The sequence below is a fragment of the Halomonas sp. 113 genome (assembly GCF_904067645.1).
Taxonomy (GTDB): domain Bacteria; phylum Pseudomonadota; class Gammaproteobacteria; order Pseudomonadales; family Halomonadaceae; genus Vreelandella; species Vreelandella titanicae.
Map to the genome: position 1 here is coordinate 4,266,928 of NZ_LR881453.1, position 24,180 is coordinate 4,291,107.

At 56.6% G+C, this 24,180-nt stretch carries 11 protein-coding genes; 9 read left to right on the forward strand and 2 right to left on the reverse strand.

Annotated features, from left to right (window positions below):
* Position 1: 1 nt before the first annotated feature.
* Genes YERSI8AC_RS20100 through YERSI8AC_RS20115 form a run of 4 tightly spaced genes read left to right on the forward strand, consistent with a single transcriptional unit; the run spans position 2 to position 4,333 of the window.
* Positions 2-1,732: an ABC transporter permease gene (locus YERSI8AC_RS20100; protein ID WP_159177394.1), complete on the forward strand. Its 1,731-nt coding sequence runs from the start codon at positions 2-4 to the stop codon at positions 1,730-1,732.
* Positions 1,720-2,811, forward strand: a complete 1,092-nt coding sequence (locus YERSI8AC_RS20105) for an ABC transporter ATP-binding protein (RefSeq protein WP_138799359.1) — start codon at positions 1,720-1,722, stop codon at positions 2,809-2,811. The genes YERSI8AC_RS20100 and YERSI8AC_RS20105 overlap by 13 nt, the downstream gene beginning before the upstream one ends.
* Entirely contained in the window at positions 2,808-3,890 is a 1,083-nt protein-coding gene (locus YERSI8AC_RS20110; RefSeq protein WP_138799358.1) for an MBL fold metallo-hydrolase, read from the forward strand. Before YERSI8AC_RS20105 ends, YERSI8AC_RS20110 begins: the two co-directional genes overlap by 4 nt.
* Positions 3,887-4,333 carry a phosphatase domain-containing protein gene (locus YERSI8AC_RS20115; protein WP_022521867.1) on the forward strand — a complete coding sequence of 149 codons (447 nt, stop codon included), beginning with the start codon at positions 3,887-3,889 and terminating at the stop codon, positions 4,331-4,333. Before YERSI8AC_RS20110 ends, YERSI8AC_RS20115 begins: the two co-directional genes overlap by 4 nt.
* On the opposite strand, the gene YERSI8AC_RS20120 is transcribed toward YERSI8AC_RS20115, so the two are convergent.
* Positions 4,330-5,493, reverse strand: a complete 1,164-nt coding sequence (locus YERSI8AC_RS20120) for an MFS transporter (protein ID WP_138799357.1) — start codon at positions 5,491-5,493, stop codon at positions 4,330-4,332. The genes YERSI8AC_RS20115 and YERSI8AC_RS20120 overlap by 4 nt on opposite strands.
* Positions 5,484-6,491, reverse strand: a complete 1,008-nt coding sequence (locus tag YERSI8AC_RS20125) for a GlxA family transcriptional regulator (protein ID WP_159177395.1) — start codon at positions 6,489-6,491, stop codon at positions 5,484-5,486. Before YERSI8AC_RS20125 ends, YERSI8AC_RS20120 begins: the two co-directional genes overlap by 10 nt.
* Positions 6,492-7,105: 614 nt before the next feature.
* On the opposite strand from YERSI8AC_RS20125, the gene YERSI8AC_RS20130 reads away from it, so the two are divergent.
* From YERSI8AC_RS20130 to YERSI8AC_RS20150, 5 genes are all read left to right on the forward strand, one after another.
* Positions 7,106-7,474, forward strand: a complete 369-nt coding sequence (locus YERSI8AC_RS20130) for a hypothetical protein (RefSeq protein WP_022521864.1) — start codon at positions 7,106-7,108, stop codon at positions 7,472-7,474.
* Positions 7,475-7,600: 126 nt separating this feature from the next.
* Positions 7,601-8,371, forward strand: coding sequence for a hypothetical protein (locus YERSI8AC_RS20135; RefSeq protein ID WP_138799355.1), 771 nt, complete (start codon positions 7,601-7,603; stop codon positions 8,369-8,371).
* Positions 8,364-11,960 carry a hypothetical protein gene (locus YERSI8AC_RS20140; protein ID WP_138799354.1) on the forward strand — a complete coding sequence of 1,199 codons (3,597 nt, stop codon included), beginning with the start codon at positions 8,364-8,366 and terminating at the stop codon, positions 11,958-11,960. The genes YERSI8AC_RS20135 and YERSI8AC_RS20140 overlap by 8 nt, the downstream gene beginning before the upstream one ends.
* Positions 11,957-13,363 (forward strand): hypothetical protein, encoded by a 1,407-nt coding sequence (locus YERSI8AC_RS20145; protein ID WP_022521861.1) that lies wholly within the window; start codon positions 11,957-11,959, stop codon positions 13,361-13,363. The genes YERSI8AC_RS20140 and YERSI8AC_RS20145 overlap by 4 nt, the downstream gene beginning before the upstream one ends.
* Before the next feature lie 10 nt (positions 13,364-13,373).
* The gene (locus tag YERSI8AC_RS20150; protein WP_159177396.1) at positions 13,374-24,134 is read left to right on the forward strand and encodes a LysM peptidoglycan-binding domain-containing protein; all 10,761 of its coding nucleotides are present in this window, start codon (positions 13,374-13,376) and stop codon (positions 24,132-24,134) included.
* Positions 24,135-24,180 lie beyond the last annotated feature (46 nt).

Here is a 24,180-nt window from a genome sequence, read left to right on the forward strand (position 1 = left end):
CATGACGTCCGCTCTCATCTTTGACAACAAGACCGGCAACGACAACAAGTACGGCAGCCAGCACCGCTGGCTGCTTTCAAGCCTGCTGATCGCCATTGTACTGCTGAGCCTGGCACCTAGCCTGCGTCTGCTGATGGAGGCGTTGAGCGATCTTGCTCAGGGCCGCCAGTCACCGCTGTGGCAGGTGCTCAGTAGTGCCAGCACTTGGCGAGCACTCTGGCATAGCCTGTATACCTCGGGGCTCGGCATGCTGATCGCTCTGGTGCTGGGCAGTCTATTCGCCTTTGCCATCACGCTCACCAATGTGCGCGGCAAAGCGTGGCTGGTGTTCTGCTTTATGCTGCCGATGATGATTCCGCCCCAGGTTACCGCCTTGAGCTGGCTGCAGCTCTTTGGCCCGGCCAGCCCGCTACTGAAAAGCATTGGCTTGGCGCCACCACTGGGCAGCCCGCAACCACTCTACTCCGCTGAAGGTATCGCCTTACTGCTGGGCATCCAGAGCGCACCGCTGGTGTTTTTAGCCCTGCGCACCAGTCTGCTTTCGCTACCCCGAGAGCTTATTGAAGCCGCTCGCATTAGCGGCGCCAAACAAACCCAAGTGTGGGGTCATATTATTCTACCCGTGACCCGTAGCGGCTTGATCGCCGGGGGCGCGATGGCGTTTATCTCTAGTCTCGGCAACTTCGGCATCCCCGCCATGCTGGGTATTCCCGCAGGCTATTACGTACTGCCCACACTGATCTACCAGCGTATGGCCAACTTTGGCACAGGGGTGTTGGCAGAGATGGCTGCGCTCTCCTTGCTGATTGGTTTACTGGCATTGGCCGGAGTGGCGTTGCAGCAGCAATTGATGAATCGCAGCCGCTTCGGGCTGGGCGGCCATAGTGGGCGCTCCCATGATTTCACCCTGGGAAGCTGGCGCTCGCTGATGACCGCCACGCTCGTCGGGATCTTACTGATTATTCTGGTCGCGCCGCTGCTTGCCCTGATCATCAGCTCGCTGGTACCCGCCATGGGCGTGCCATTAAACGCCGAGACCGCCACCCTGAACGCTTACGCCGAAGTGGTGGGTCGCCAAGGCGCCACATGGCGAGCGGTGAACAACAGTCTGTGGCTGGCGGGCAGCGCGGCTGTGGTGCTGATGCTGCTCAGTCTGCCATTGGCTTACCGGCTACAGCGCCTGCCGGAACGTTGGCGGGGTGTGGTACTCAGTGCCATTGAGATTCCCTATGCGCTTCCCGGCGTGGTATTGGCCATTGCCTGCATCCTGCTCTTTGTTCGCCCGCTGCCGATTATCAATGTGGCGCTCTACGGCACCCTGGGGCTGATTTTTATCGCTTACCTGGCGCGCTTTCTGGTGGTCTGCGTTAAGCCCGTCGCCGCCAGCCTGGCGCAGCTGGATCCTTCCCTTGAAGAGGCGGCACAGCTCGCGGGTGCAGGCCCCTGGCGGCGCCTGGGCAGCATTATTTTACCCCTGGTCGCACCCGCGCTGTTTGCAGGCGGCCTGCTGGTGTTTCTGCTGGCGGTCAACGAACTGACCGTGTCAGCCCTGCTATGGAGCGCCGGTAACGAAACCCTCGGCGTGCTGATTTTCAACCTCGACGAAGGCGGCGAAAGCGTGCTGGCCTCTGCGGTGTCAGTGCTGGTGGTGATCATGGTCGCCTCGCTGATGCTGACACTCAGTTTACTGGCGCCGCGTTTACCCAAAGGAGTCATTCCATGGCAGAGCTAGACACATCAGGGTTAAACACAGCAGGGCTAACGATCGACCGTGTCACCAAGCGCTTTGGCGAGCAGACGGCAGTTGATGCGCTGTCGCTGACGATCAATCCAGGCGAGTTTGTCGCTCTGCTCGGCCCCAGTGGCTGTGGCAAAACCACCATGCTACGCATGCTGGCAGGCTTTGAAACGATCAACGATGGTACGATTCAATTAGCCAATCGCACCCTGGCCAGCGCCGATACCCATGTGCCGCCTGAACAGCGCAATATGGCCATGGTGTTCCAATCCTATGCGCTATGGCCGCATATGAGCGTGGCTGACAACGTCGGCTACCCGGTCAAGCTACGCGGCCTGCGCGGGGCAGCGTACCACCACAGGGTGCAGCAGGCCCTGGCCCTGGTGGAGCTCGATGCCTACGCCGATCGCATGCCCCAGGCCCTCAGTGGAGGCCAGCGCCAACGCGTCGCTCTCGCGCGCTGCCTGGTCAGCGACCCTTCGGTGGTGCTGCTGGATGAGCCGCTGGCCAACCTTGACCGGCACCTGCGCGCCACCATGGAGCACAGCTTCCGCGATTTTCATCAGCGCACTGGCGCCACGCTGGTCTATGTCACCCACGACCAAACCGAAGCCATGGCGCTGGCAGACAAAATCGCCGTGATGAAAGCGGGCAAGCTGGTTCAATGGGGCGCCCCTGAAACCCTTTACAGGCAGCCGAGAACCGCCTGGGTAGCAGGCTTTATCGGCCAGGGCAGCCAATTAAAGGTCGCCGCCGGTCACCCTGGAAAGCGCCTTGAGAGCGCGGCCCTAATGCGCGGGCTCAACGCCATCGAGCCCGAGCGCACCCAAACGGTACTGGTTCGCCCGGAACATATTCAGATCAGCGCAGCCCCCCTTTCCACCGCGACTCCCACTCATAACCAGCTTGCCGCACAGGTGGAAAGCGTGATTTTCCGCGGCGAGCGCTATGAGCTCGCACTGCGCCTGCCCAGCGGGGAAACACTGCTGGCCTACCACCACACCGCGCCTGACCTGGGTAGCCAGGTTGTCGTCGACCTTCAGCAGGGTTGGTGCCTGGAGCCCGACCAATGAGTGTCAATATCGAGATTCTCAGTGGTTTAGGCGCCAAAGGGCCTGCTGCGATAGTGGTAGAAGCCCAGGGAAAACGCCTACTGCTAGATGCAGGCGGTGCACTCCACTCGGATGACACCATTACTTGGACGAACAACCTGGATGTGGATGCCGTACTGATCAGCCATGACCATATCGACCATATCGGCGGCGTGGCCGAGCTAGCGGAGAACGTGCCACTTTATTGCACACCACTGGTAGCCAATGCCTTGCCTCACAACCGCCCCTGGCACCCACTGCCCGAACGCGGCACGCTAGAGGTGGAAGGCATCATTGTTACCACCGGCCAAGCGGGGCACTCGCTAGGCGGTGTGTGGCTACATTTAGCGGTAGGGGGCGGTGTTTACTATAGCGGCGACGCCTGTTTTGAGTCGCGACTGTTTCCTTTTGATACTCCGCCGAAAGCGGTTATTGCGCTACTGGATGCCTCCTACGGCAGCTACGACCAACCCCAAGCACATTGTGTACAGGCCATTAGTGAGCATCTTTATCAGCCGCTGGCATTTCCGGTGCCGGAAACCGGCCGCGCTCTGGAGATGGCACTCTGGCTGGCGAAAGAGGCTGACCGGCGGCAGTTAACGCTCGCCATCGACCCGGTGATTCGCGACAACCTGGCCGCGCTCTTGGCACTGCCTGCAACACTGCGTCGGCCTGGGCTCGACCACTCGATTCGCTCACTTTTAGCGCGGCAGAACGCTTACTCGCCAACCCTTATGTTGATGTGCGATCGCAGTGATACGCCGGAACAGTGGCCCGACCACCACCTGCTCCACACCGGTTATCTGACCCCTGATCGCCGCGCCGAGCTAGCGGCAGACCAAATCAGCTGGCAGCGCTGGAATGTTCACCTACGCGCGTCGCACCTGGTGGCGCTTGCCGATCAGTTGGGCGCCACTCAAGTGGTGCCGCTATTTACCCAGCTGGCCAATAACGAATTGAATGCCTGGCATGGACTACTAGGCGAGCGCCTCTGCACTGCCCAGCGTTTATCTGCTCATTCACGTCTAGTCACCCTTTCCAGCTTAGGGAGTTTTGCATGACCGCAGTAATTGTTGATGTTGACGGCACCTTAGCCGAGTTTCACCCCCACCAGGTCAGTGACTGGGTGCTGGGCAGCCAAAAACAGTGGGAGCCCTTCTTTGCCCATATGGCCGAAGCGCCGGTGATCGAAGCGGTGGCCAAGCTGGTCAAGATACTGAAAGCCCAAGGCCAGCAGATCGTGATTTGTAGCGGTCGCCCCGACAGCCATCGTGAGCATACCCAACGCTGGCTAGAGCGCCACACTATCCCCTTTGATGCCATGTACCTGCGCCCTGAGGGCGATGACCATGTAGATGATGAAGAAGTAAAAGCCGCGCTACTCAATCAAATGCGCAGCGACGGCTTTACGCCTTGGCTGGTGCTGGATGACCGTGATGCCGTGGTCGCCCAGTGGCGCGCGCTCGGGCTTACTTGCCTGCAGTGCGCGCCGGGGGATTTTTAAGCGTTTGCCAGCTTGGTTCGGTGCTGCCACACCAGCACCGCCAAGGGCACCAGCGAGATAGGGATCAACACTAGGTTAAGTGTCGCCCAGCCTAAGCCGCTGACCAAGGGCCCAGCGAGCAACGCAGTAATCGCAGCGGTGCCAAAGACTAAAAACTCGTTGGCGGCCTGGGTGCGCGCTTTATCCACCGGGCGGTAGCTCTCAGTGAGCAGCCCGGTAGCGGGCAGAAAGGTAAAATTCCAGCCCAAGCCCAGCAAAATCAGCGCCACGTTGAAACCGGCTAAACCGATACCCAACTGAGCGACCAAGGCACTTGCCACCAGCAGCAGGCAGCCTGCCACAATGACTTGTTTGGCACCGAAGCGGGTGACCAAATGGCCAGTAAAGAACGAGGGTAAAAACATCGCTACCACGTGCCACTGAATGGTCATTGAAACATGGTTAAAGTGGTGTCCAGCCCCCGCCATGGCGAGCGGCGTGGCGGTCATAGCCAGATTCATCACGCCGTATCCGACCATCGCCGCGCTCACCGCCACAATAAATCCAGGCTGGCGGAGTATCTTACCCAGCGGCAGTGCATTGCCTTCGCCGTGGGTGCGGGAAGCAGGCGGTAGTTGCGTCAGCATCAGCACCACTAACGCCAGTGCGTAGAGCGCTGCCAAGCCCACAAAGCTGCCCAGAAACGGCACCTCACCCAGCTCACGGCTCACCCTGGCCAGCCATGGCCCGGCAAACGCGGCTAACACACCGCCACCCATCACCAAACCAATCGCCCGGTCACGCATCGGCGTGGGGGCGGCTTCCACCGCGGCAAAGCGATAGAGCTGGCCAAAGCCAATGCCGATTCCGATTAGCCAGGTCGACAGCAAGAACAGCCCAAAGCGCTCGCCAATCAGCGCCTGCACGGCAACCAGTGCGCCCACCAATCCCAAAATATTGCCCAGTATAAAGCCGCGCTTTCGGCCCAGTCTGGCCATAATTAACGAGGCGGGAATGGTGGCACACATCAGCCCCAGCCACTGGGTGGCGACCGGCGCGGTCGACCATGACGCACTTGGCGCCAAAGACGCCCCAATCAGCGGCGAGACGGCAATCAGCAAAACATTACCGGTAACCAGTAGCGCCTGGCAGAGCGACAATAGGGTGACGGTTAAAGGCATGAAACTCTCTCCTGAATAGAATCATCTGTATGGGTAGACGCAAAACGCTGGCGATATACCGAGGGTGATACGCCGTAGTAGCGCTGAAACTGGCGGCGCAGTTGCTCCGCGCCGCCCAGCCGCCAGCATTGTGCCAGGCGCTCGAGGGATACGTTTTCGCGCCCGTTGAGCAGCGCCAAGCGCGCTTGCTCGAGGCGTAGTTGGGTTAGATAAGCAGCGGGGGTGGTATTTAAGTAGCGCCTAAATAACCGGGTTAAATGGCGCGGGGAGACCGCCATCAGATCGGCCATGCTCTCAAGCCCGTGATCTACGCTGGGGTCGGCGTGGAGCTGATCCAGCAGGCGGCGGAGCGGCCCCGCCTCTTGTTGGTGTCGCAGTATCTCGCTGAACTGCGACTGCCCACCAGGGCGCTGCAAAAACACCACTAGCTCACGGGCCACTCGACCGGCCAGATCAGCACCGTGATCGGCTTCTACCAGCGAAAGCGCCAAATCAATCCCCGCCGTTACACCGGCGCTGGTGTAGCGGCCGTTACTTTCGATATAGAGTGCATCGGGCTCGACGCTTAGTGCGGGGTACTCATCTGCCAGTTGAGGTGCATGGCGCCAATGAGTGGTGACGCGGCAGCCATCCAGCAACCCTGCAGCGGCTAACAAAAATGCCCCGGAGCAGATAGAGCCGAGCCTCCTCACCTCTGGGGCGACCTCACAAAGCACCCGCGTTACTGCGGCTATTTCACGCTGCTGCATCACGCCACTGCCGCCCGCCACCAACAGCGTATCCAGGGGCAGTAAATGAGTAAGTTGATGGTAGGTGTGCGTAGCATGTACGGCTAGGCCGCCGTTGGTGACAACCGGGCCGACGGCATCGGCGACCAGGGTCAACTGATACAACGGCTGGGGGCTTAGCGCATTGGCGCTGGCGAACACCTGCCAGGGGCCGCTGACATCCAGCAGTTGGCAGTCGGGGTAGGCAAATAGAGCAACATGGCGAGTCACAGTCTCTCTCCGCTAACGGGGAATCGAAGCATTAGAGAGAGTGTCAGCGCTGCACCCAATGTCGGCAAGGACTATTACCCCACCGATATGGACATCTTTATAAAAGTCTATAAAAGCTGACGGATCCCCACGAACTCTGTGCTGTTCATCGCATAACGCCTGCTATCAGGCCTCTTCACTAAGACATGCTTGAAGAAAACTCCAAGATAGTCAGGGCACAGCGCCGGCCAGGTGACGTATTCAATAGCCCCAACCTTATAACTCAAAGGTTAACTAACAAGCTAACTATTCACCAACCTGAAAGTCCAAAGCCAAAAATCAATAACTTAATACCATGCAGATAAAATCCCATACCGAAAAAATATTAAGTTGTTGATTATCACGATCTTTCAATCACCAGCATGTTTCACTTATTATTAACAAAAACAAAATTCAAACAAAATCAACAGCATAGATGAAAAAACCAAATAAATAGTAAAAAATAATACTTTTTAATTGGATTGACGTTGACACTTTTCATCCCATGAACCAATACTTACTTAGACCACTAAAGTAGTGCGTCGCCTTGCATATAAATGATCTTTAACTTATGCCTATATTAGGGAGAAAATACCATGAGCGATACTCTGACAGCTGAACTGATGACAAGCGCGCCGCTGAAATTCAGCTATTCAATCACCCCAGAAGTATCTATCGACACCACCGTGAGCGGTGATTCCCGTCAGAACGCAACAGTATCGATTATTTATGGATCGATGACGCTATGGTCGGGCACCATGACTCAGTTTGCTCCAGAGATTACAACCCCTTTCGAAATTAAGGCAGGCTCTATCACCATCGAAGAAGGCGGCACCTTTACGCTGACGATACCAACATCAATGCAGAACGGGGCGGTAGCGGCAAACTTAAAGATCAAGACGGCCACGAGTACAGTGCCTTTCAACGCCCTTGTTGCGAGCTGGCCGCTTTCCTCAGCGAATTAATCCTAACCACAACGCCTACGCTTTGGCTCAAATGCCAGAGCGTAGTCTTTGCGCAGTCTCTGCGTAGCGCTGTCGTCACCTTGGCGCACGGACTGGGTTTATCGACCTATGATCGGATCTGCAGTCATGACGCAAGCCGAAAAACTGCTGAATGGGCGTCCTCGTGCACTCAGCACAGATGAGGTGATTGAATTTTTCAACGCCCTAGCCCCGTATCAAGCCACCGCGGGGCCTCTCACCATTGAAGCAAAAGTCGCCCCTGGTATGGGCCAGGTCGTTGTTAAGCTAGCACTGGCTGGCCGAGAAATGGGCAAGCGCCTGCTCGGTTATACGGAGCCGGAGCTGATCCTGAATCTCGCCAACGATGAAGCCACTGCAACGGGAAAAATCAAGCTTGAGCTTAAGGCCGCGCCGCATTTCTCTTCTTTGGAGGCCGACGTCAGCGCCACGCAGTCGGGGCAAACTTTTTGCTTTAAAGGCGATATCGCTTCTTGGCAGGCCAAAGGTCTGCCGGTAGTCGGCCACTATGTTACCCAGCTCGACGCTACTCTCACCGCCAATACCACTGTGCGGGGAGTCTCCGCCAACACGGCAAATTTCGAATTCCTCTTCCAAGGCAGCGCGGTTGCCGCCATGACGACGACCCAACTCGCACCGGTGCAGGTCTACCCGGATGAGATCAGCGCCGGCAACCTACACATAGCCAAGGGCGCGAAGATCACCCTGGCTGTGCCAACCGAGATAGGGCCCGGCATGCTGTTCCTGCAATGTTTCTTTAAGACCGCCACCACCCCGGAAACACAGGTCTCAGCCTCGGTGGCTAACATCGCCTGGCCTCAAGTCGCCGCCCCTCAAAGGGTGTCCGATGAAGCGCGCGAAGGAGATCCGCATGACTGATGAGCCATTTTTTGCCCAAGACTTCACTAGCGCGCTCTATACGCTAAAACCAACTAGAGAGACAGTTGGATGGGTTGGCTTTATTTACCGCGGCGATAGCAGTCCCCCTGCCACCTTGGGCTTGCCGGAAGCCTTCAACGCGGGCTATTTCCTATTTTCGACCGACTCGCCACCGCTAAAAAACAAAGCTGAAGCTGAGACCTTTATCACTGCCGTACAGGAGTGGCTGAATGACAAGTTCGGCATCGGTAATCCGCAACGCTTTACCGGATCAGCGGTGTTGTGGATGCCCGACACGGCAACGCCGACATTTGGAGCGCCAAACGAGACCACAATCACATTTTTCCAGGGCCTCAGCACCACTTCCACAGCCAGCAATTACAATTTACATTTCGGCCAACTTACCCTATCGATCCCTCGCCAAGTCACGCTAACGATGCGAGACGAAGGGCTGCTATTCCGGCAATCCGGAGCGCAGCAGATTGCATTTAACACAGACGATGGCTTCGGCGCACCGGAGGCCGAGAGCGATCTGGTCATTCCATTTCAGGGAGATCTCGCTGGCTGTCTAACCGTTAAGGGATTAATGACACGGACAAATAAGTGGAGTCCGATCAGCTATTTCGAGACGGGCTTTCACTATCTCTATGCTGATGGCAAGGGCGCTGAACAGCGGCAAATATATCCATTATTCGAGGTTACCAAGGAACTGCCCGCGCTCAGCTTTTCCGCCGCACTCGACCCCCTGGATAAGCTAAATACTGGCGCACTCTCTGACCCCAGCATTGGCCTTTACCGTAGCCTGTTTGGCTTTGCCGACGGTACCGATATCGCCAGCTGGTTTCGTGATAAACATGGCAACCCGGTCGGGCTGGTGGCACAAGGTGGTTACGGTGAAGATGACTTACCCGTGAGAAACTGCGGGGCGCTGGTATTCCAAACTCGGGATAGAGCTAATGGCCCATTTGCAAAGGTCTATTTCGCGCCAGCCGGCGACTATGCTCTCAGCACTAACGGAAGTGGCCTGGTACTGCCTGGACTGTTCGGTTCGGAGCTGCTCCAAATCACCCCCTACAAGGCCGGAGCCTCCTACGACCGGGTACAGTTCCAACCCAATTGCTCAGCCTACGCGCCGGTTTTCCCCTTCCCCAGTGCCAGTCTCGACGATCCGGGCGCGGCCGTGCCCAAGCAGCGGCTCATCACAGACTACACCACTAGCCATGGCGCTATTATCAATGGCCCGAGAGGTGCAGCAGCCTATCTAGCGCAGCCACAAGGCAGCCCGCTATATGCTCCGGGTGCAAGTGCTAAAGCAGGCACCCTTGCGGTACTTCCACCGCTGCCAACCCCGTCGCCAATCGCTCAGCCAGCGAATGCAAAGTTACTGCTGCCCTTCGCACCTTATGCCGGGCTGACCAAGGACAACGACGGTTTCCCTGACGACCTGGTCGGTACTTTCGAAAGCCAGATTCTGAGTGCAGAGCGCAAAGCCCTACTAGGGGTGTCCAGTATCCGCGCCGTGGTCGAGCTTAGGGCGGCGAAGGACAACAGCGCAATACCGAACACCCACGATGTGACACATCAATCGACTACCCCCCAGGGGCTTTACGCCGAGATCGCCACAGCCTCAGCGGGAGGGGCCGAGGCGCTCTACCAGAAGATATTTTTGGCCAAGTCGAACGCGAAGAAGCCAGCAACCGACGAAGTAGATTTTGGCTTTATCGAGCCCGATGCCGATTTACAGAACCTTTTCCAAACCAACCAACTGTTGGCCGTCATCGTCAATCCAAAGCACCTTGGTGAACCTTCTCCAGCCAATGCCACCGCTATCTTTGAGCGTGATGTGGTCATCGCAGATTGGGGCATGACGGCAGCGGTTGGCGATAGCCTCAATACTACCGCCTACAGCAATATCCTGATTCTAAAATACTGCGATGGGGCATTGACCGAAAGGGTCAAAAATCCTAATCAGTGGGTCGGAGTGGATGACTTCTCGCTAACTGGACAGGGGGATGCCGCTACTGCACTGGCTGGGCTTTCGTCCTATCTGCAAACCTATCTAAACGAAGGAATCAAAGAGGCAGAAGAAAGGAGCAACACGCTTTACGCTAACTTCGCCCGGATTGTGCAGGATCCAAACTGGCAAGGCTTTATCGTCCTCAAGGCAAAGGTGGATCCATCAGGCTTTCCCGACCAAATCAAGGGACTAACGGCAGGCATCGATTTTTCTCGCTTCGAAGCGCATCACTTCGGCGCAACTGCCAGCCGGGTGAGCGTCGACGGCACCCAGGTGACCATGCAGGTGCCAAGCAGCCTGTTCGGCCTGATCGATTATCAACTGCCCCAGTACCAAGCTTATGTTGCTGCGGGTGGCAATCCGGAGATGCCCCAGGCGCTCGCTACCCAAGGTGACTTTGGCTTCACCGTGCTGCAGCTGCAGACGCTGTTCGAGAATGCCGCGCAGACTGACTTTCGTAGCCGTATTCAGCTCACCATGAATCAGTTGTTTATGTCGCCGGTTACCAAAGGTTACGGCTCAATTGGTAAACTGCCTGCGACGGCGGTGGTGCTACGTGGCAGCTACCAGCGCCAAGGGGCAACTCCCGTCTATGTGTTCGAACAAAACAACACCAATGTGTTCGAGCTGAACAACAGCGCATTGCCAAGCCTGGCGCTACAGCGGGTGGTATTCAATACCTTATCGACGGATAAAAGCGGCACTATCCGCAGCCGCTTTATAATGAACGGTATTTTCGAGTTCGCCCAGCTTTCAGTGGCCGACAACGATACCACTCGTCACGTCGACCTCCTCTCCTTCGGCCTGCCTGAGGGTGCCAAGGTCAACGACCCACCGAGCGGCCTCGCCTTCTCGGGCCTGGAAATCGCTATGAGCTCGCCGATTGATGCGCCCAATGCGGTGACCTTTACCTTTGAGACCGAACGGCTCGGGTTGGATGCGGGTGCTAGCAAGGCGCGCGACCATAGCCTGTTCAAGGATCTTGCCCTCAGCGTCTCAGGCTTTATCGCCGGTGCGGAAGACAAGCGGCCAATCGACTTTGGCTACCTTCCCGTGGGCATTGAGCCGAAAGTTCAGGCAATCTCCGGCCCCTGGTACGGCATCAGCTATACGGTAAGTATGGGTACGCCGGGAGCTCTAGTCTCCGCTGCCGGTTTCTCCTCAAAGATGCTACTGGCCTGGGCGCCGAGCTCGGGCAAGGGTGCGGCGGCCCCTGCGGTCTTCGTCGGTCTGCAACTGCCGGGCGCAGCGCCCGGTGCCAAGCTTCTCTCCATTCAGGGAGTCATGAAGCTTTCCATCGATAGCTTACTGCTGCGTCAGGAGGCCATAACCGCTGACCAACGGGCTTTCGTATTGCGGCTCAACAATATCGCACTCTCCTTCCTCGGGTTGGCGAAGTTGCCCTCCAGCCCAATTAACTTCTTCCTATTCGGTGACCCAACAGGCAGCGGTGCCTTGGGGTGGTACGCCGCCTATATCGACAAGGATGCGGCTCAGAAAAAATTGTTGGCTCCAGCAAAGCAAATAGGCCACGCACCTGATCAGCCGCAGGACAAGGAGACATCGTCATGACCCGGGTAATGGTTTGGAATATTGATCAGTTCGACATCACCAAGCTGCAAGCAATCGGCTTTAACGATGATCCGATCTACGGTGTGAAACCATTTGAAATGTCCCTGGGCCATCAATCCTATATCTCGTCAAACCTCATGCCAATTCATCCGGGCGGAATCGCTATAGCGCCGGACATTTTGGTAATTCTAGAAGTTTCAACCCTCCATCAACCCCAAAACAACATCCCTGGGTTGCTTGACGATGGTTTGGGTGGGCAAGGCGCAACCGATCTTCTGGATATCATTCGCGGGGCAACTGGAAACAACCACTGGATGCTGGTGCCGCCCCTACAGACGGGCGTCTCTGACTCCGTTGCAGTCTACTACGACAGTACCCATTTGGCTTTCGCTGGCCCTAGGATCTGGCCTGGAGCGCAGGGCCCAGCCGTAGATCCGAACCAAATTCCGGCTCCAGCCACTGCGGCCTACCCGGGTATGTTTGCTGGCGTGCTACCCAACCGGCAAGTTCCTGCCACACTGCCAAACGCGGGTGCTCAGGAAGATATCTGCGCCGCGAATACAACATTCCACGTAGCCCCTGGCTATCCAAATGCCGGAAACGTGGTCAATTTTGGAAATAACCGCACGCCCTATCAAGTCTCATTCGGGGAACTGGACGGCACCGGTACAGTTATCCGTCAAATTGATTTATTCGCTGTACATGGCCCCGCCAACAAGGGGCGTGCACGCACTTTCATTCAGCAGCTTTCGCAGCTAGCTGAAGTTGCCGTAGCTCCAACGGCGAACCAAGTTAAAGTTGTGCTTGGCGACTTCAATCTAAATTTGACAGAGAACATTCAAAATGCGGCCCAGCACCAACTTCAGCAAGAAGCTTCCTATGTCAACCTGACCGGTCTTGGCTATCAAATGGCGCTCACAGTCCCCGCCCCCGTACCCTACGACCCAACCGATCCGCAAACCTTTAGCGGTTACACAGGTTATTTCGCCACCCACATGCGCACCCTAGCCCAAGCAACCTATTGGTATGTAAGCAATACGGCGGACTTTTATCCTGGATACGGCATCATCGGGTCAGGTTCTTCATCGGTTCGCGACTATTCCTACGACAATATCTTGGTTCGTTTCGGCATGACCGCTGGCGGCCCGATGGGTGAAGTCAGCGTAATGAACGGCATTGTGCCGCAGCCCTTTGCACAGGTTAATCCGCCGCCGCACAACGCTCCAGCAGGCTTTTACACTTGGCCCGTACAGATGGCAGATCAGCGCTACGCTAACCCGCCTGATCGGATCATCGACCAGACCCGTAACGAGGCCAGCGATCAAGCCATTCTTAGGCAGTGGAACAACTACGGCCGCATTATATCCACCTCCGACCACATGGCGCTGATCGCGACGATTTAGGAGCTCCCCCATGGCTGATCCAACTCCGATCCAAAAGCTGCGCGACGCCTTCGCCAATGCGCCAGACGGCCCAGTGATTCTCAACGACACCTTCTGGGTCAACGCCGGATTGGTGCCACCGGAGAACTTTACGGCTGACATAAAAGCTGCCTTCCGACTTAGCGACGATACCAACGGGTTGGAGATCACCTACAGCCGCGCCTCGGTCAGCGAAGTAACCAGCGGGAGCTTCTCTATCCCGGAGGTCTCCCTGACTTTCCTTAACGCGCCGACCAGTCAGACTTATATCATAGGCAAGGATAACGACAGCGATACACCGATTCTCGGTATCGATGTCGCGCCACAAGAATGGCAGTTGAAGGATTTCTTCACCGCTATGAGTGGCTACCCCTACAGCGTATTGGAGCAGATCGAACAACGGTTTTTCTATACCACGGCGGAACAGTCCTTAGACTTCAACGGGGCATCGGTACCCATGGCCACGGGCCAGAACCTGTATGGCAACTTTGTGGTGCCCAGCACGGTCAAGCTTATCCTCGACCTGATCCAGGGCCTGCCGAACCCGTCCGACCTAGTGCTATCGGGACCAGTCAGGCTTAGTTCGGCTGATCTTAAAAACACCTTCGTTCCAGAAATGGATGTCTCAGCTGGCATTCCTTCGGCAGGCGACCTCAAGCTGTTTTTCATTGATGTGTCACTGCCCCGCATCGGCTTTGTCGTCAAAACAGTGGAAGGCGAGCTGCCGGCAGAAGAAGGGGAAGCTGCCGAAAAGACCTACAACCAGAATCCGCAATATTTTGTCGAAGCCGTCGTCACGCTGCAGTCCGTCGACGAGGGGACAGAGATTCCTGTGCTGCTGCGTAGCCTGATTCCCAAAGCCGCCGAATCACCGTCAGGAACCAGCGCCCGTTACAGTTACGCCTTCTCGATTGCGGCTGCCGACAGTGACAAGCCGATTACGCCGAGCGCAGTCATCGCGCTGATGGCCGGCCAGAGCTATTTCCGCTCGGTGCCGCCGGTACTGCAGGAATATCTCGCCAGCGTGCAAATGCAGGGCTTTCAGATTGCCGGACCAGCCAGCCCGACAATGGGGGTGACGAGCCTCGCCGCCCAGCTTGGTTCGGTACAGGGCAAACCGATTCCGCTGTTCATTGATCCAACATCCGGCGAGCAATTCGAGATCCAAGCATTCTCGTTCAACTGGCGTATGCAGATGGCGGGCGATAAACCCAGCAAGACCTTCGCCAATTTTTCCGCCCTCTTTACGTTATTCCCCGACATTTTCCGCCAGAAGGATGGCTCGCCGGGTGGTGAATTCCGCATTCAGATCGACCAGGATCTTAATTTTAACGGCAACTTCGATGGCAAGGCGTCCATGAATGACGTCCTGATGGGTGTCACCGGCGGCGCCATCGGTATGCCACAAGGCGTAGAAGTAGAATTTTCCGATATTATTATCGCCGTTCAGACCAGTGAAAAAGCCTACCAGTTAGGCTTTACCGTAGATGCCTCGCTGGACGTGCCTTTTATCCAGACACCGGATGGGCAGAAGCTGGTCGAAATCAGCAACATGGCCTTTAAACTCGGCGCCAGCACACCGAACCGCACGGATAATCAAAAGGGGGCGACCGTCTACACCGGTTCCATCGACGGCCAGGTTAAGGTTGGGCCGCTCTCTGCTTCTATGCGCGTCGACTACGACGGTACTGCACAACCGCCGGTCTGGAGTCTCGACACTGCTCTTTTGGAGCCGGTCTCAATCAGCGATTTGCTGAGGCAATTTTTTGATGCCTACCAACTGCCAGATTTTATCCCCGGTGATCTGACCGTCGAGGCATTTGCACTGAATGCAGAAATCCCAGTGGTCTCTTCCAATCCCAAAGACAACAAGGCTAGCACTGCGCTTATTCGTCCAGCCAGGCATGTGGCGGGCCGCCACCTGGGCGCTGGCTGGACAAGCCCCGTGCGCCCGGTCGGGGCACTGACCAATGCCCAGTATCGTGCAGCGCTTCCCATACTTGCCGAAAAGCAGCAGCAATCGTCTTACAAAATCTCTGGAAAACTTAGCTGGAACTTCCAACTGACCCCAGACTTCCCGGTGGCAACGCTGGCAGACATCGGCTTGCAATATGATGGCAACCGTCAGGCGGGAACGGAGTTTTCCGGCCAGATCATTGGCACCATTACCCTCGACACCATCGGCGCCACGGTCGAGATCGGCTACCGTTTCGGCCCAGCCAAAAATGATGTCCAGAGCCTTGTGATGCCAATGACCCAGGCAATGCGTGACGCCGTCGCGGCCGAACAGTACAGTCAAGTACTGTGGATGGCTTGGAAGGGCTTTCGCGCCGAATATTCATTCACTGAAGAGACCATCACCTTCTCGATGAACGGCTGGACCGTCGGCGGTCTCGTTACGGCGCTGATGGAGATGTTGGGCGATCCCTATTTCACCCTGTCGAGCCCCTGGGATATGCTCAATACGATCTCACTCGATGGGCTGTCGATCAGCTTTGATCTGAAGAGTGGCGTCAAAAACCGGATTAGCGCTCATTATAAGCTACCATCATCGATCAACCTGGGCTTCCTTACTGTCCATGGTCTCGTCTTCCGCCAGGTCGACGGCAAGACCACACTGGTGATCGATGGTAAGACGCAGATCCCCGGTCTTGAGAATGAACCGCTGTTTAACAAAGAGAGCGAAGGACAGGACGTCAAGAACATGCCGGATGTTCCCGGGCGCGGGAACAGCTACTTCCATCTTTACATGATGGCACTCGGTCAGCGGGTGGCCATCTATGACCCGGGTGCTTTCGATTCCACCAAAGCCGTGATTAAAGCACTGGCAGATATTCCGCCCTCCGACGGCCCTGGTATACCGTTCGATCCGAGCCAGCAAAAGAGTGGACAGCCCTACTACAACCCCTCCTCTAACTGGTTGGCAGCGCTCCACTTCGGTGTGCTTAAGATTCCGGCCACGAACACCTATTCGGTTGATATGCAGATCGTCTTTAACGATCCCAATCTTTACGGCCTGCGCATTGCTCTCAACGGGGAAAAGGTCAAGGTCTTAGATGGTCTTGAGATCGACGTTCTCTACAAACGTATCACCGACGATATCGGGCTTTATCAAATTGAATTCACGCTGCCAGGGGTTCTGCGTAACCTCGATTTTGGCGCCTTTAAGGTCACCCTGCCAGTTATCGGCATCCAGATCTACACCAATGGTGATTTCCTAATCGACTTCGGTTTCCCGAAAAATATGGACTTCAGCCGATCTTTCAGAGTTGAAGCAATCATCTATGGTGTTCCGGTGTTGGGTTCTGCTGGCTTTTATTTCGGCAAGCTGTCCAACGCTACCGCACCGAACCTACCGGTAACGACGAGAGGTACCTTCCACCCGGTCATCGTCTTCGGCTTCGGTGCAGAAATTGGTCTCGGGCGCTCGGTTGAGTACGGCATTCTGAAGGCCGGTTTCTCAATCACTATCTTCGGCATCATTGAGGGCACGCTTGCGGCCTGGCACCCCTATCAACTAACCCACCCCTATCAACTAACCCGCTCCAGCAGCTCAAACGAGGTGCAGGGTGACTATTATTTCAAGCTGACAGGCACCTTCGGATTAATCGGCCGGCTCTATGGGTCGATCAACTTTGCAATTATCAAGGCTGATTTGGATATCACGGTGAAAGTGTATATCCAGATCACCTACGAAAGCTTCCGTAAGATCCCCTTGATGTTGGCCGCCGAGGTTAACGTCTCGGTCAAAGTTAAAATCGACCTCGGGCTCTTCTCTATCTCTATCAGCCTGTCATTTGCGGCTACGATTCGCGAAGAGCTGACAATTGGCAGTGATAGCCAGGCGCCATGGGACGATCCATCACGCCAACTGCCCGAGGCAGTGTTTATTGGCGTGACTGCAGATGGCGCTTATCAGCGCCAGCGTCGTTTGCCTGTGCCCCGCACGCTATTCGACTACGGCATTTATCACCGAGCTTTCCGCCTCGATGCCACGCAAGGGTTGGCGCGTATGAAGCGCCAGCAAAGCCTCACCGCAAGCCCGGACACTCTGGAGATCACCCTAGCGACCCAGATGACGGTTCTCGGTGCGGAAAATGCTGGCTACGCTCAGCAAGAAGGTGCCCTTGTAGTACTGTTCTCAATGGATGCACCAGAGCAACCCACTGAAGGTACATCCCCAGCGGGAGATGGCGCCGACACCTCCTTTGGTAAGCTCTGTGCCCAACTATTGCCATGGATCCTGCATAGCGTAACGCATGAGACCGGACTGCCACTGCCGAGCACGGCCACCGGCACCCTGTCACGTGCGGCGGTTGAGGGTATCCTGCAAACCCTGTCAGATCCTGACATTGAACCCTTCACTCCTGCACAGATTGAGGCCTTTCTGGCAGAAAACTTCACCGTGAAGATCAGTTTGCCCGACGCCAATCTAAGCGAGGAGCGACGATCGGCACTCAATGCTGGCGCTACGCTGTTCCCGGCGTTGCCATTTTTGCGCCTCAGCGTGCCGGATCCTACCCAGGACACTGGCGAAGTAACGATCGACCTAAGTGCCTATGTTAGTGCTGACACCGATTATCAGATGTTAGTACGCCAAATTTTTGCCGAAACGGCCGCCAATGTTGATAGCGAGACCGATGGCGATGGCACACAAACACTCGACCAGAGCGCTAGCCCTTCAGTGCCGATGGCAGCCACGATACTCACCGACTACATTGTCTTGCTGGCCAGGCAGCTGGTTCAGCGGGCACTCGACGTCTTCGATGACTACCCCTATCCGCTGACCGACGAGACCTCGATCAATACAATTGTAAACTGGGCGAATAATATGCTGGCTGATCAACTCAATGCCGCAGACTTGATCGCGTCCAATATGACCTATCCACTGACGGCGGGACTGACACTTAAGCTGGCGAGTATCCCATATATGGTGCAGTCGGGTGACACGCTGCAAGCCATTGCTGGCCGTTATGGCATTGAGCCGGCGAGCCTGATCACTAAGAACCGGAGCCAAAATAACCTGATCGCCTCCGGAATCACTGTCGAGCTCAACGATAAGGTCTATAACACTCAGCCCGGCGACGACTTCAATGCTATCGCCGCAGGTGTGGGCCTAACGCTCAAGGCGCTTGCTCAGGAGACGCAGCTTTACACCCAAGCAGGACTGCTCGCCGCAGCCGTACAGACTTGTGTTCCCGATGTTGCCTATACGACCAGGGATGAAGATACCATCGCGACGATCCTGGCACGCTACCATGTGCCGAAGGAAAGCTTCTTGACCGCCAGTACCATGGCCAAAGCGAATCTGTTCCGAACCGACACGGATCTAGCCTTCGCCGTACCGCGGCTCTCTGTGCTCCCCGAGGACAGCCTTTGGCCGTCCATCGTCGCCACCGGCTCACTCGGCCAAACCGCCGGCATGGCTGCGCGCTATATGTTGCACGGTATGCGGCTTCCGGTGGCACCAGGACTCACGTTACCAAAAGATTTTCTCTACGGCGCACCCTATTGGGATACTCAAACCGCTTACAGCCTCTATCAGTTGACCGGCCAGCAGGTACCACTGGCGAACCGCAGTGACGACTATACGATCACCCTTAGCCGCCCCGATACGCCAGATTACGATTGGATCAGTATTGGCAGCAGCACGTCAGCAAGTTTCGATAACATTTCCCAAGCCGGTTTGCTAACCCAGGTAGTCGATACCGCCCGCACCAATGGCTACAAGCCACGCGTCGAGGCGCTGATGATAACACCGGAGACAGAACTGGAACCGCGCAGCTATGGTATGGCGACCTATGTACCATGGAAGACCGCCGATAGCGCGGGGCTTGCAGCGGTTTGTGCGCCTCCGGCGGGACAAAGCAAAGTCGCCGACCAAGCCAGTGCGCCCCAGGCAAGCCCGATCCTTTTCGAACTGTCACCAGCGCTACAACAGATCATTGAGGCAAACCAGGCCGCGCTCGCAGCCCAGGGCTTGTCCTTCAGCGAGATGCAACCTTATCTGCCGCCGCTGATTCCGGAAGTCGGCACCACAGACCCGGCCACGCAGAAGACCGCCTTCCAACCGATTGATGACTACAGTTTCGCGACACGGATCGACTTCCGCATCAAGGCATTAGCACAAACAGCTGATCAGGCACCGCAGCGGCCTGACGCCAATGACATCGTACCGCCGGGGCCGGGGAATAGCGGCTCGCCAGCACAGGACTTCGCGCCTTATGCCTATGAGATTATTGGCCCCAACCCAGGGGAGTCGGTACTGCTGGAGCGATTACTGACCTCCATGGCAAGCATCGGCGAAGACCTTGTCAGTGGCTTGTTCCTGACCTATGCCGACATCAATAATGGCGTACCGGGGCTAACCAGCCAGGCGCCGTCTGACTTCCTGTCTTACATCGTACAGTCGAACCTTTCCACCGAGACCAACCCTCCGGCAGGTGCATTTCGTGCCAATGCCCAGTTCGCCGAGGAACCACCGACGGGGATCGCTATGGCCCCAGCGGAGTTCATCAAGCTGCTGTGGGAACTTAGTACCGTTAATTCAGGTGGTAGTTTCCTGTTCTATCAAAACCTCGTCACCGGCTCTGGGCTGCCAACGGGCTTATTCGATAACGACGGTACAGCGACGCTGACACTGGTGATCACCTTACGCCGTGATGCTGCGTTGCAATCGGCGACAAGGGTCTTCAACGCAGTGAACGCCCTAGTCACCTCGGCACCAATCGATCCAAAATCCTCGGTGGTGCAGCTAACCGGCACTTCGGCACCAGCCCCCAGCGGCGATGTCTCCGGCCTGACACTCTCCGAGATTACTGCGGCCTATGGGCTCGACTTGGCGGGTCTGGCTAAGGCCAACCCCAGGGAGACGCTCACCGCAGGTGCTCATGTCCCTATCTCCGGCCTCATTGCCCAATTGACACCGCAACAGGCGTCCACAGCCGACCCGCTACAGACGCTTGCCGACTATTACTCTGCTGGCTGCGTTCCAGGCCAAGGCGTAACCAAGGCCGACATTATGGCTTGGAATCCAGGAATTTCGGTGGCTCCCCTGTCGATTTTCCGCCTTCCACCTTTCACTTACCAGATTGGTGGTGCCCCAGGCTCGACGCTCACCGACATAGCACGCTATTTCAACACTTCATTGGCCTCATTGATTTACGGCGCGCGCAATACGGCGGGGCTCTTTGGAGATGTGGTTAACATCGATCCTCTAGCCTTAGCGGCCAAACCCAACCTTGGTCTCGGTAATGCTGGCTTCAGTCTACAACGCGAGCGCGGTGCGATACCGCAGCTCCCGGAAAACCCGACAACAGCAGACCTGAAAACCTATACCCAAGACACGTTACTGCAACTTTATCAGTTGCTCAGTGCGCAGATCGTCGCTACGCCCTATTTCGATGCCAGTCAGATGGGAGCCTCCTTCGGCCCGAAGGATCCACCGGCCGAACCGAGTTCTACGCCACGCTCGCGGATTTTAAAGCGACAAGCGCTGGCAGAGGATACGCCTTATCACTACAGCCAGACCCTCGGCTTCACCGGTAAGGCATTGACCAATGCCGTACCGGGCGATACCAGCCTGCTTGATCCTTCTGGCAATCCTTACCTTGGTATCGGAACGCCGCTAACGTTGGCGCTAGACTGGCTAGACCTGTTCGGCAATCGGATCCCCAACCCCTTTAACACGGTTGAGCAGGAAACAACCCCGCCTTATGGCACCCTGGGGACAATGCTAACCTGTTCCGATGCGCTGATTCCTATCGATGCCTGGCCCTCGACTACCCGGGCCTATACTTACTCCGGCGACGCTGGAGCGCCCCAACTTAGCGTCGAACTGGTATTCGACCCGACGCCTTATGAGCCAGATACCCAACTCAGCCGCGCAAGTGACCTGCATATAGTCCGTGCTGGAGACACACTACCAATATGGCAACGCACCGCTCGCTGTGATCTCTCCCAACTGACGCGGGTCTACTTTCAACTTATCCAGGACTATACATCACTCGGGATGATGGGGTTGGACGGCCCGGTGGTCACCATGGCCTTCGAAAATTCGCTGATGGCCGAGAAGACCCAACCGCTGACGTCAGCCGAACGTGAACAGATCCTAGCCTATCTGAGCGCGGCGATTACCTATCTGACCGCACGTGCGGATGGTCACACGGCAACGCCACCTGACAAAACGACGATTACCCGCAGCATCGACCTCAACGAGATCGACACCACGGCAGACATTCATCAGCTTGAACTCGGCCTCAGCTTTACCCGACAGGCCGAATGGGTAGCACCTAACCTGCGCACCGTGCGTGGAGGATTGCGAGCGGTCTCCAACATTCCCGCCAATGGGCTTATCGAACTGCCGCAGCCAAACCTCAAGGCAACGGACGAGACTCAAACCTATCCAGTGGCACTGACCGAGTTCGCACTGCGTTTTGAAAAGACCTTCCAGACTGAGAACTGGCAGATGCGAGTCGGTACAGGTTCACCTGACCCAAGTACGTCCAGCACCAGTAACGGCTCGACCGTCTGGGCGGTGCGCATGGCCAAGCCAGATGCAGCAACGCCGGCAGGTATCGGCTACAAGATTGGCAACACGGCGAGCTATTTTGCACCGTTACCTATCGCGTCGAACTTGGTCACCATCGAGGTCGACTTGCGCCCTTACGAAACAGGCACGCCCTATCCAGCTTCCGATTCAGGCACACTCACCACCTTCACCAGCGTTGATCCAAATGTTTGGCTGGAGGAGGTGTTAACAGCGGTCGATGATGTACTGGCAGCGTCCTTTTCAACGCCGCTCTACCAGCTCGACCGGCTACTCGGTTTGACCGACGAGCCCGAGACCAAGCAAGATGGCCTGCCCATCGAGCCCGAAAAAACGGGGTATCTGTGGCGCCTGCTTGAGCACAAGAAGGCCCTTGCTCACGCCATTTCATCAACCGCCACCTCGGTACTTGTTGGCGGTGACGACAGCTTGCAACCGGCTGCAATTGAGAAACTAAAACAGGCTCTTTTGAACCGGCTCAGCAGCGCAAACTCGCTGACGGCAGTGGCGGTTCTACCAGTAACGGGTACTTCATACGCCCCTCCGCTGGGACGCGCCGATGTGCCACCGCGCTTGTTCGGCCAACCCAGTGCAACACTGACAGGAGCCAGCACAGAGCTACCTAACGACAACTTCTCCCTAACCACCGGCAAGATCCCGCTGACCCAGGGTGAAGACACCAGCACTCTGGCCTTTCTTGCCACCTCCCGGTCAGCCGACTCAGAGAGCTATGTAGAGTTGAAACTCGATTACACCCTCACCCACATTGAGTATGACATCCGCGGCGTCGCAGGGATCGAAAACTACGAACAGTCGAACTGGATCTCTCTGCTCACCGGGCCGATCACCACACCCATTAAACCTGCCAAGGGCGATAGCTTTTCCATTCCGGTAGCGTTACGTGCCTTGCCACAACCCGCTACGGTTGAAGTGCAGACCGGCATCCCGAGTATGGCTACGCCGCAAAGCCCAGCCGAACTCAAATCCTGGCGCTACGACTTCACGTATCTGCTACAGCAGGCGGCCCAGGATTCAGTCATGGCCGATGTCGTCTTTAACCAAGATGCCAGCATCTCCGACGATGATCTGGTAGGCGCAAGCAAGGATAAGGCACTTTTCGATGCCCTGGCCCAATTTGTAGCGATTTATCCAGCGGTAGCGCGCGATCTGGAGTCCTACCTGCGGCCAGTCAGCGGCAAGACTTCTGCTGCGGATCCATCGGTCGCCTTAGCCAAGGACGCCATTGCGGCCTTCGAAGCCGTGACGTCGAATGTCGCCACGGCCTACGATGAGTGGGCCAGGGGCAAACTGACCGCCCAGTTCGCCAAGGCCGCACCGCGCGTTGAATACACCTTCGAGATACTGCTGACACCTTCCGACGAAGGCCACGCCCAGGTCGAGATCATTCCGCAGCGTTTTGAGATCAGCCAGGAGAGCAAAGACAATTTCCTCTCCCTGGCCCAAGTACTTATCAACTCGCAGAGCTACGAGCCACACGAAATCCACAGCACGCCCGCAACGGGAGCCGTAGTGTGGCAGTACAAGCGACGCGAAGGGGCAAACCCAGACCTGCCCGAATGGCTTGCCTACGAAACCGCCCGCACCGACTCCGAACGTCAGGTCGGCTTCAACGACCTCGACCTGTTCGCATTGCAAAGCGGGTGGGCTTCAATCCAAGTCATGCGCAACCGACATCTGTCACCAGACCTTGATGTTAAAACCACGCCAGCGTTCGAATTCACCACAGCACCGGCGAAATTCGCCAACCCTCTGGTACCACTGATCAGTATTCCGAACTACACCCTGGACGGGGATACTCCGCGCACAGTGACCCAATGGCTTGAGCCTTTTTTCAATCAACTGCTCGCGCCGCTACCCCAAGTACCTATTCAGGAGCCGTTACTGGTACGGATTGAGACCACCTACCGCTACAATCTGGTTGGCGAACAACATATCCCAGACACGGTCTTGCCGCTGTCGCTTTTGGCGCCAACCTCGACCGAAGGAAAGACCGACCCGAGTTTCATCGCTACGGTCGGAGACTATGCTCAAAGCTGGTTCAACGACACAAAGCCACTAGTCAACGCAAGCGCTGGTTTCAGCTTCGATATTACCGTTTTCTCAGCGGCCAGCAGCGCTAGCCTGCCATTGTTGAGAATTTCTAACCTATCGCTGGCAGCAAGCCTCGTGAAACCCAACAAATGATTAACGGCACACAGATAAAAGTTGGCTAGCCCTTCCGCAAGCAGGA

Excerpts from the sequence above, each read along its gene's own strand:
- YERSI8AC_RS20140 (WP_138799354.1), top strand. The coding sequence starts at position 8,364 with ATGACTGATGAGCCATTTTTTGCCCAAGACTTCACTAGCGCGCTCTAT.
- YERSI8AC_RS20135 (WP_138799355.1), top strand. The coding sequence starts at position 7,601 with ATGACGCAAGCCGAAAAACTGCTGAATGGGCGTCCTCGTGCACTCAGC.
- YERSI8AC_RS20105 (WP_138799359.1), top strand. The coding sequence starts at position 1,720 with ATGGCAGAGCTAGACACATCAGGGTTAAACACAGCAGGGCTAACGATC.
- YERSI8AC_RS20150 (WP_159177396.1), top strand. The coding sequence starts at position 13,374 with ATGGCTGATCCAACTCCGATCCAAAAGCTGCGCGACGCCTTCGCCAAT.
- YERSI8AC_RS20145 (WP_022521861.1), top strand. The coding sequence starts at position 11,957 with ATGACCCGGGTAATGGTTTGGAATATTGATCAGTTCGACATCACCAAG.
- YERSI8AC_RS20100 (WP_159177394.1), top strand. The coding sequence starts at position 2 with ATGACGTCCGCTCTCATCTTTGACAACAAGACCGGCAACGACAACAAG.
- YERSI8AC_RS20130 (WP_022521864.1), top strand. The coding sequence starts at position 7,106 with ATGAGCGATACTCTGACAGCTGAACTGATGACAAGCGCGCCGCTGAAA.
- YERSI8AC_RS20120 (WP_138799357.1), bottom strand. The coding sequence starts at position 5,493 with ATGCCTTTAACCGTCACCCTATTGTCGCTCTGCCAGGCGCTACTGGTT.
- YERSI8AC_RS20115 (WP_022521867.1), top strand. The coding sequence starts at position 3,887 with ATGACCGCAGTAATTGTTGATGTTGACGGCACCTTAGCCGAGTTTCAC.
- YERSI8AC_RS20110 (WP_138799358.1), top strand. The coding sequence starts at position 2,808 with ATGAGTGTCAATATCGAGATTCTCAGTGGTTTAGGCGCCAAAGGGCCT.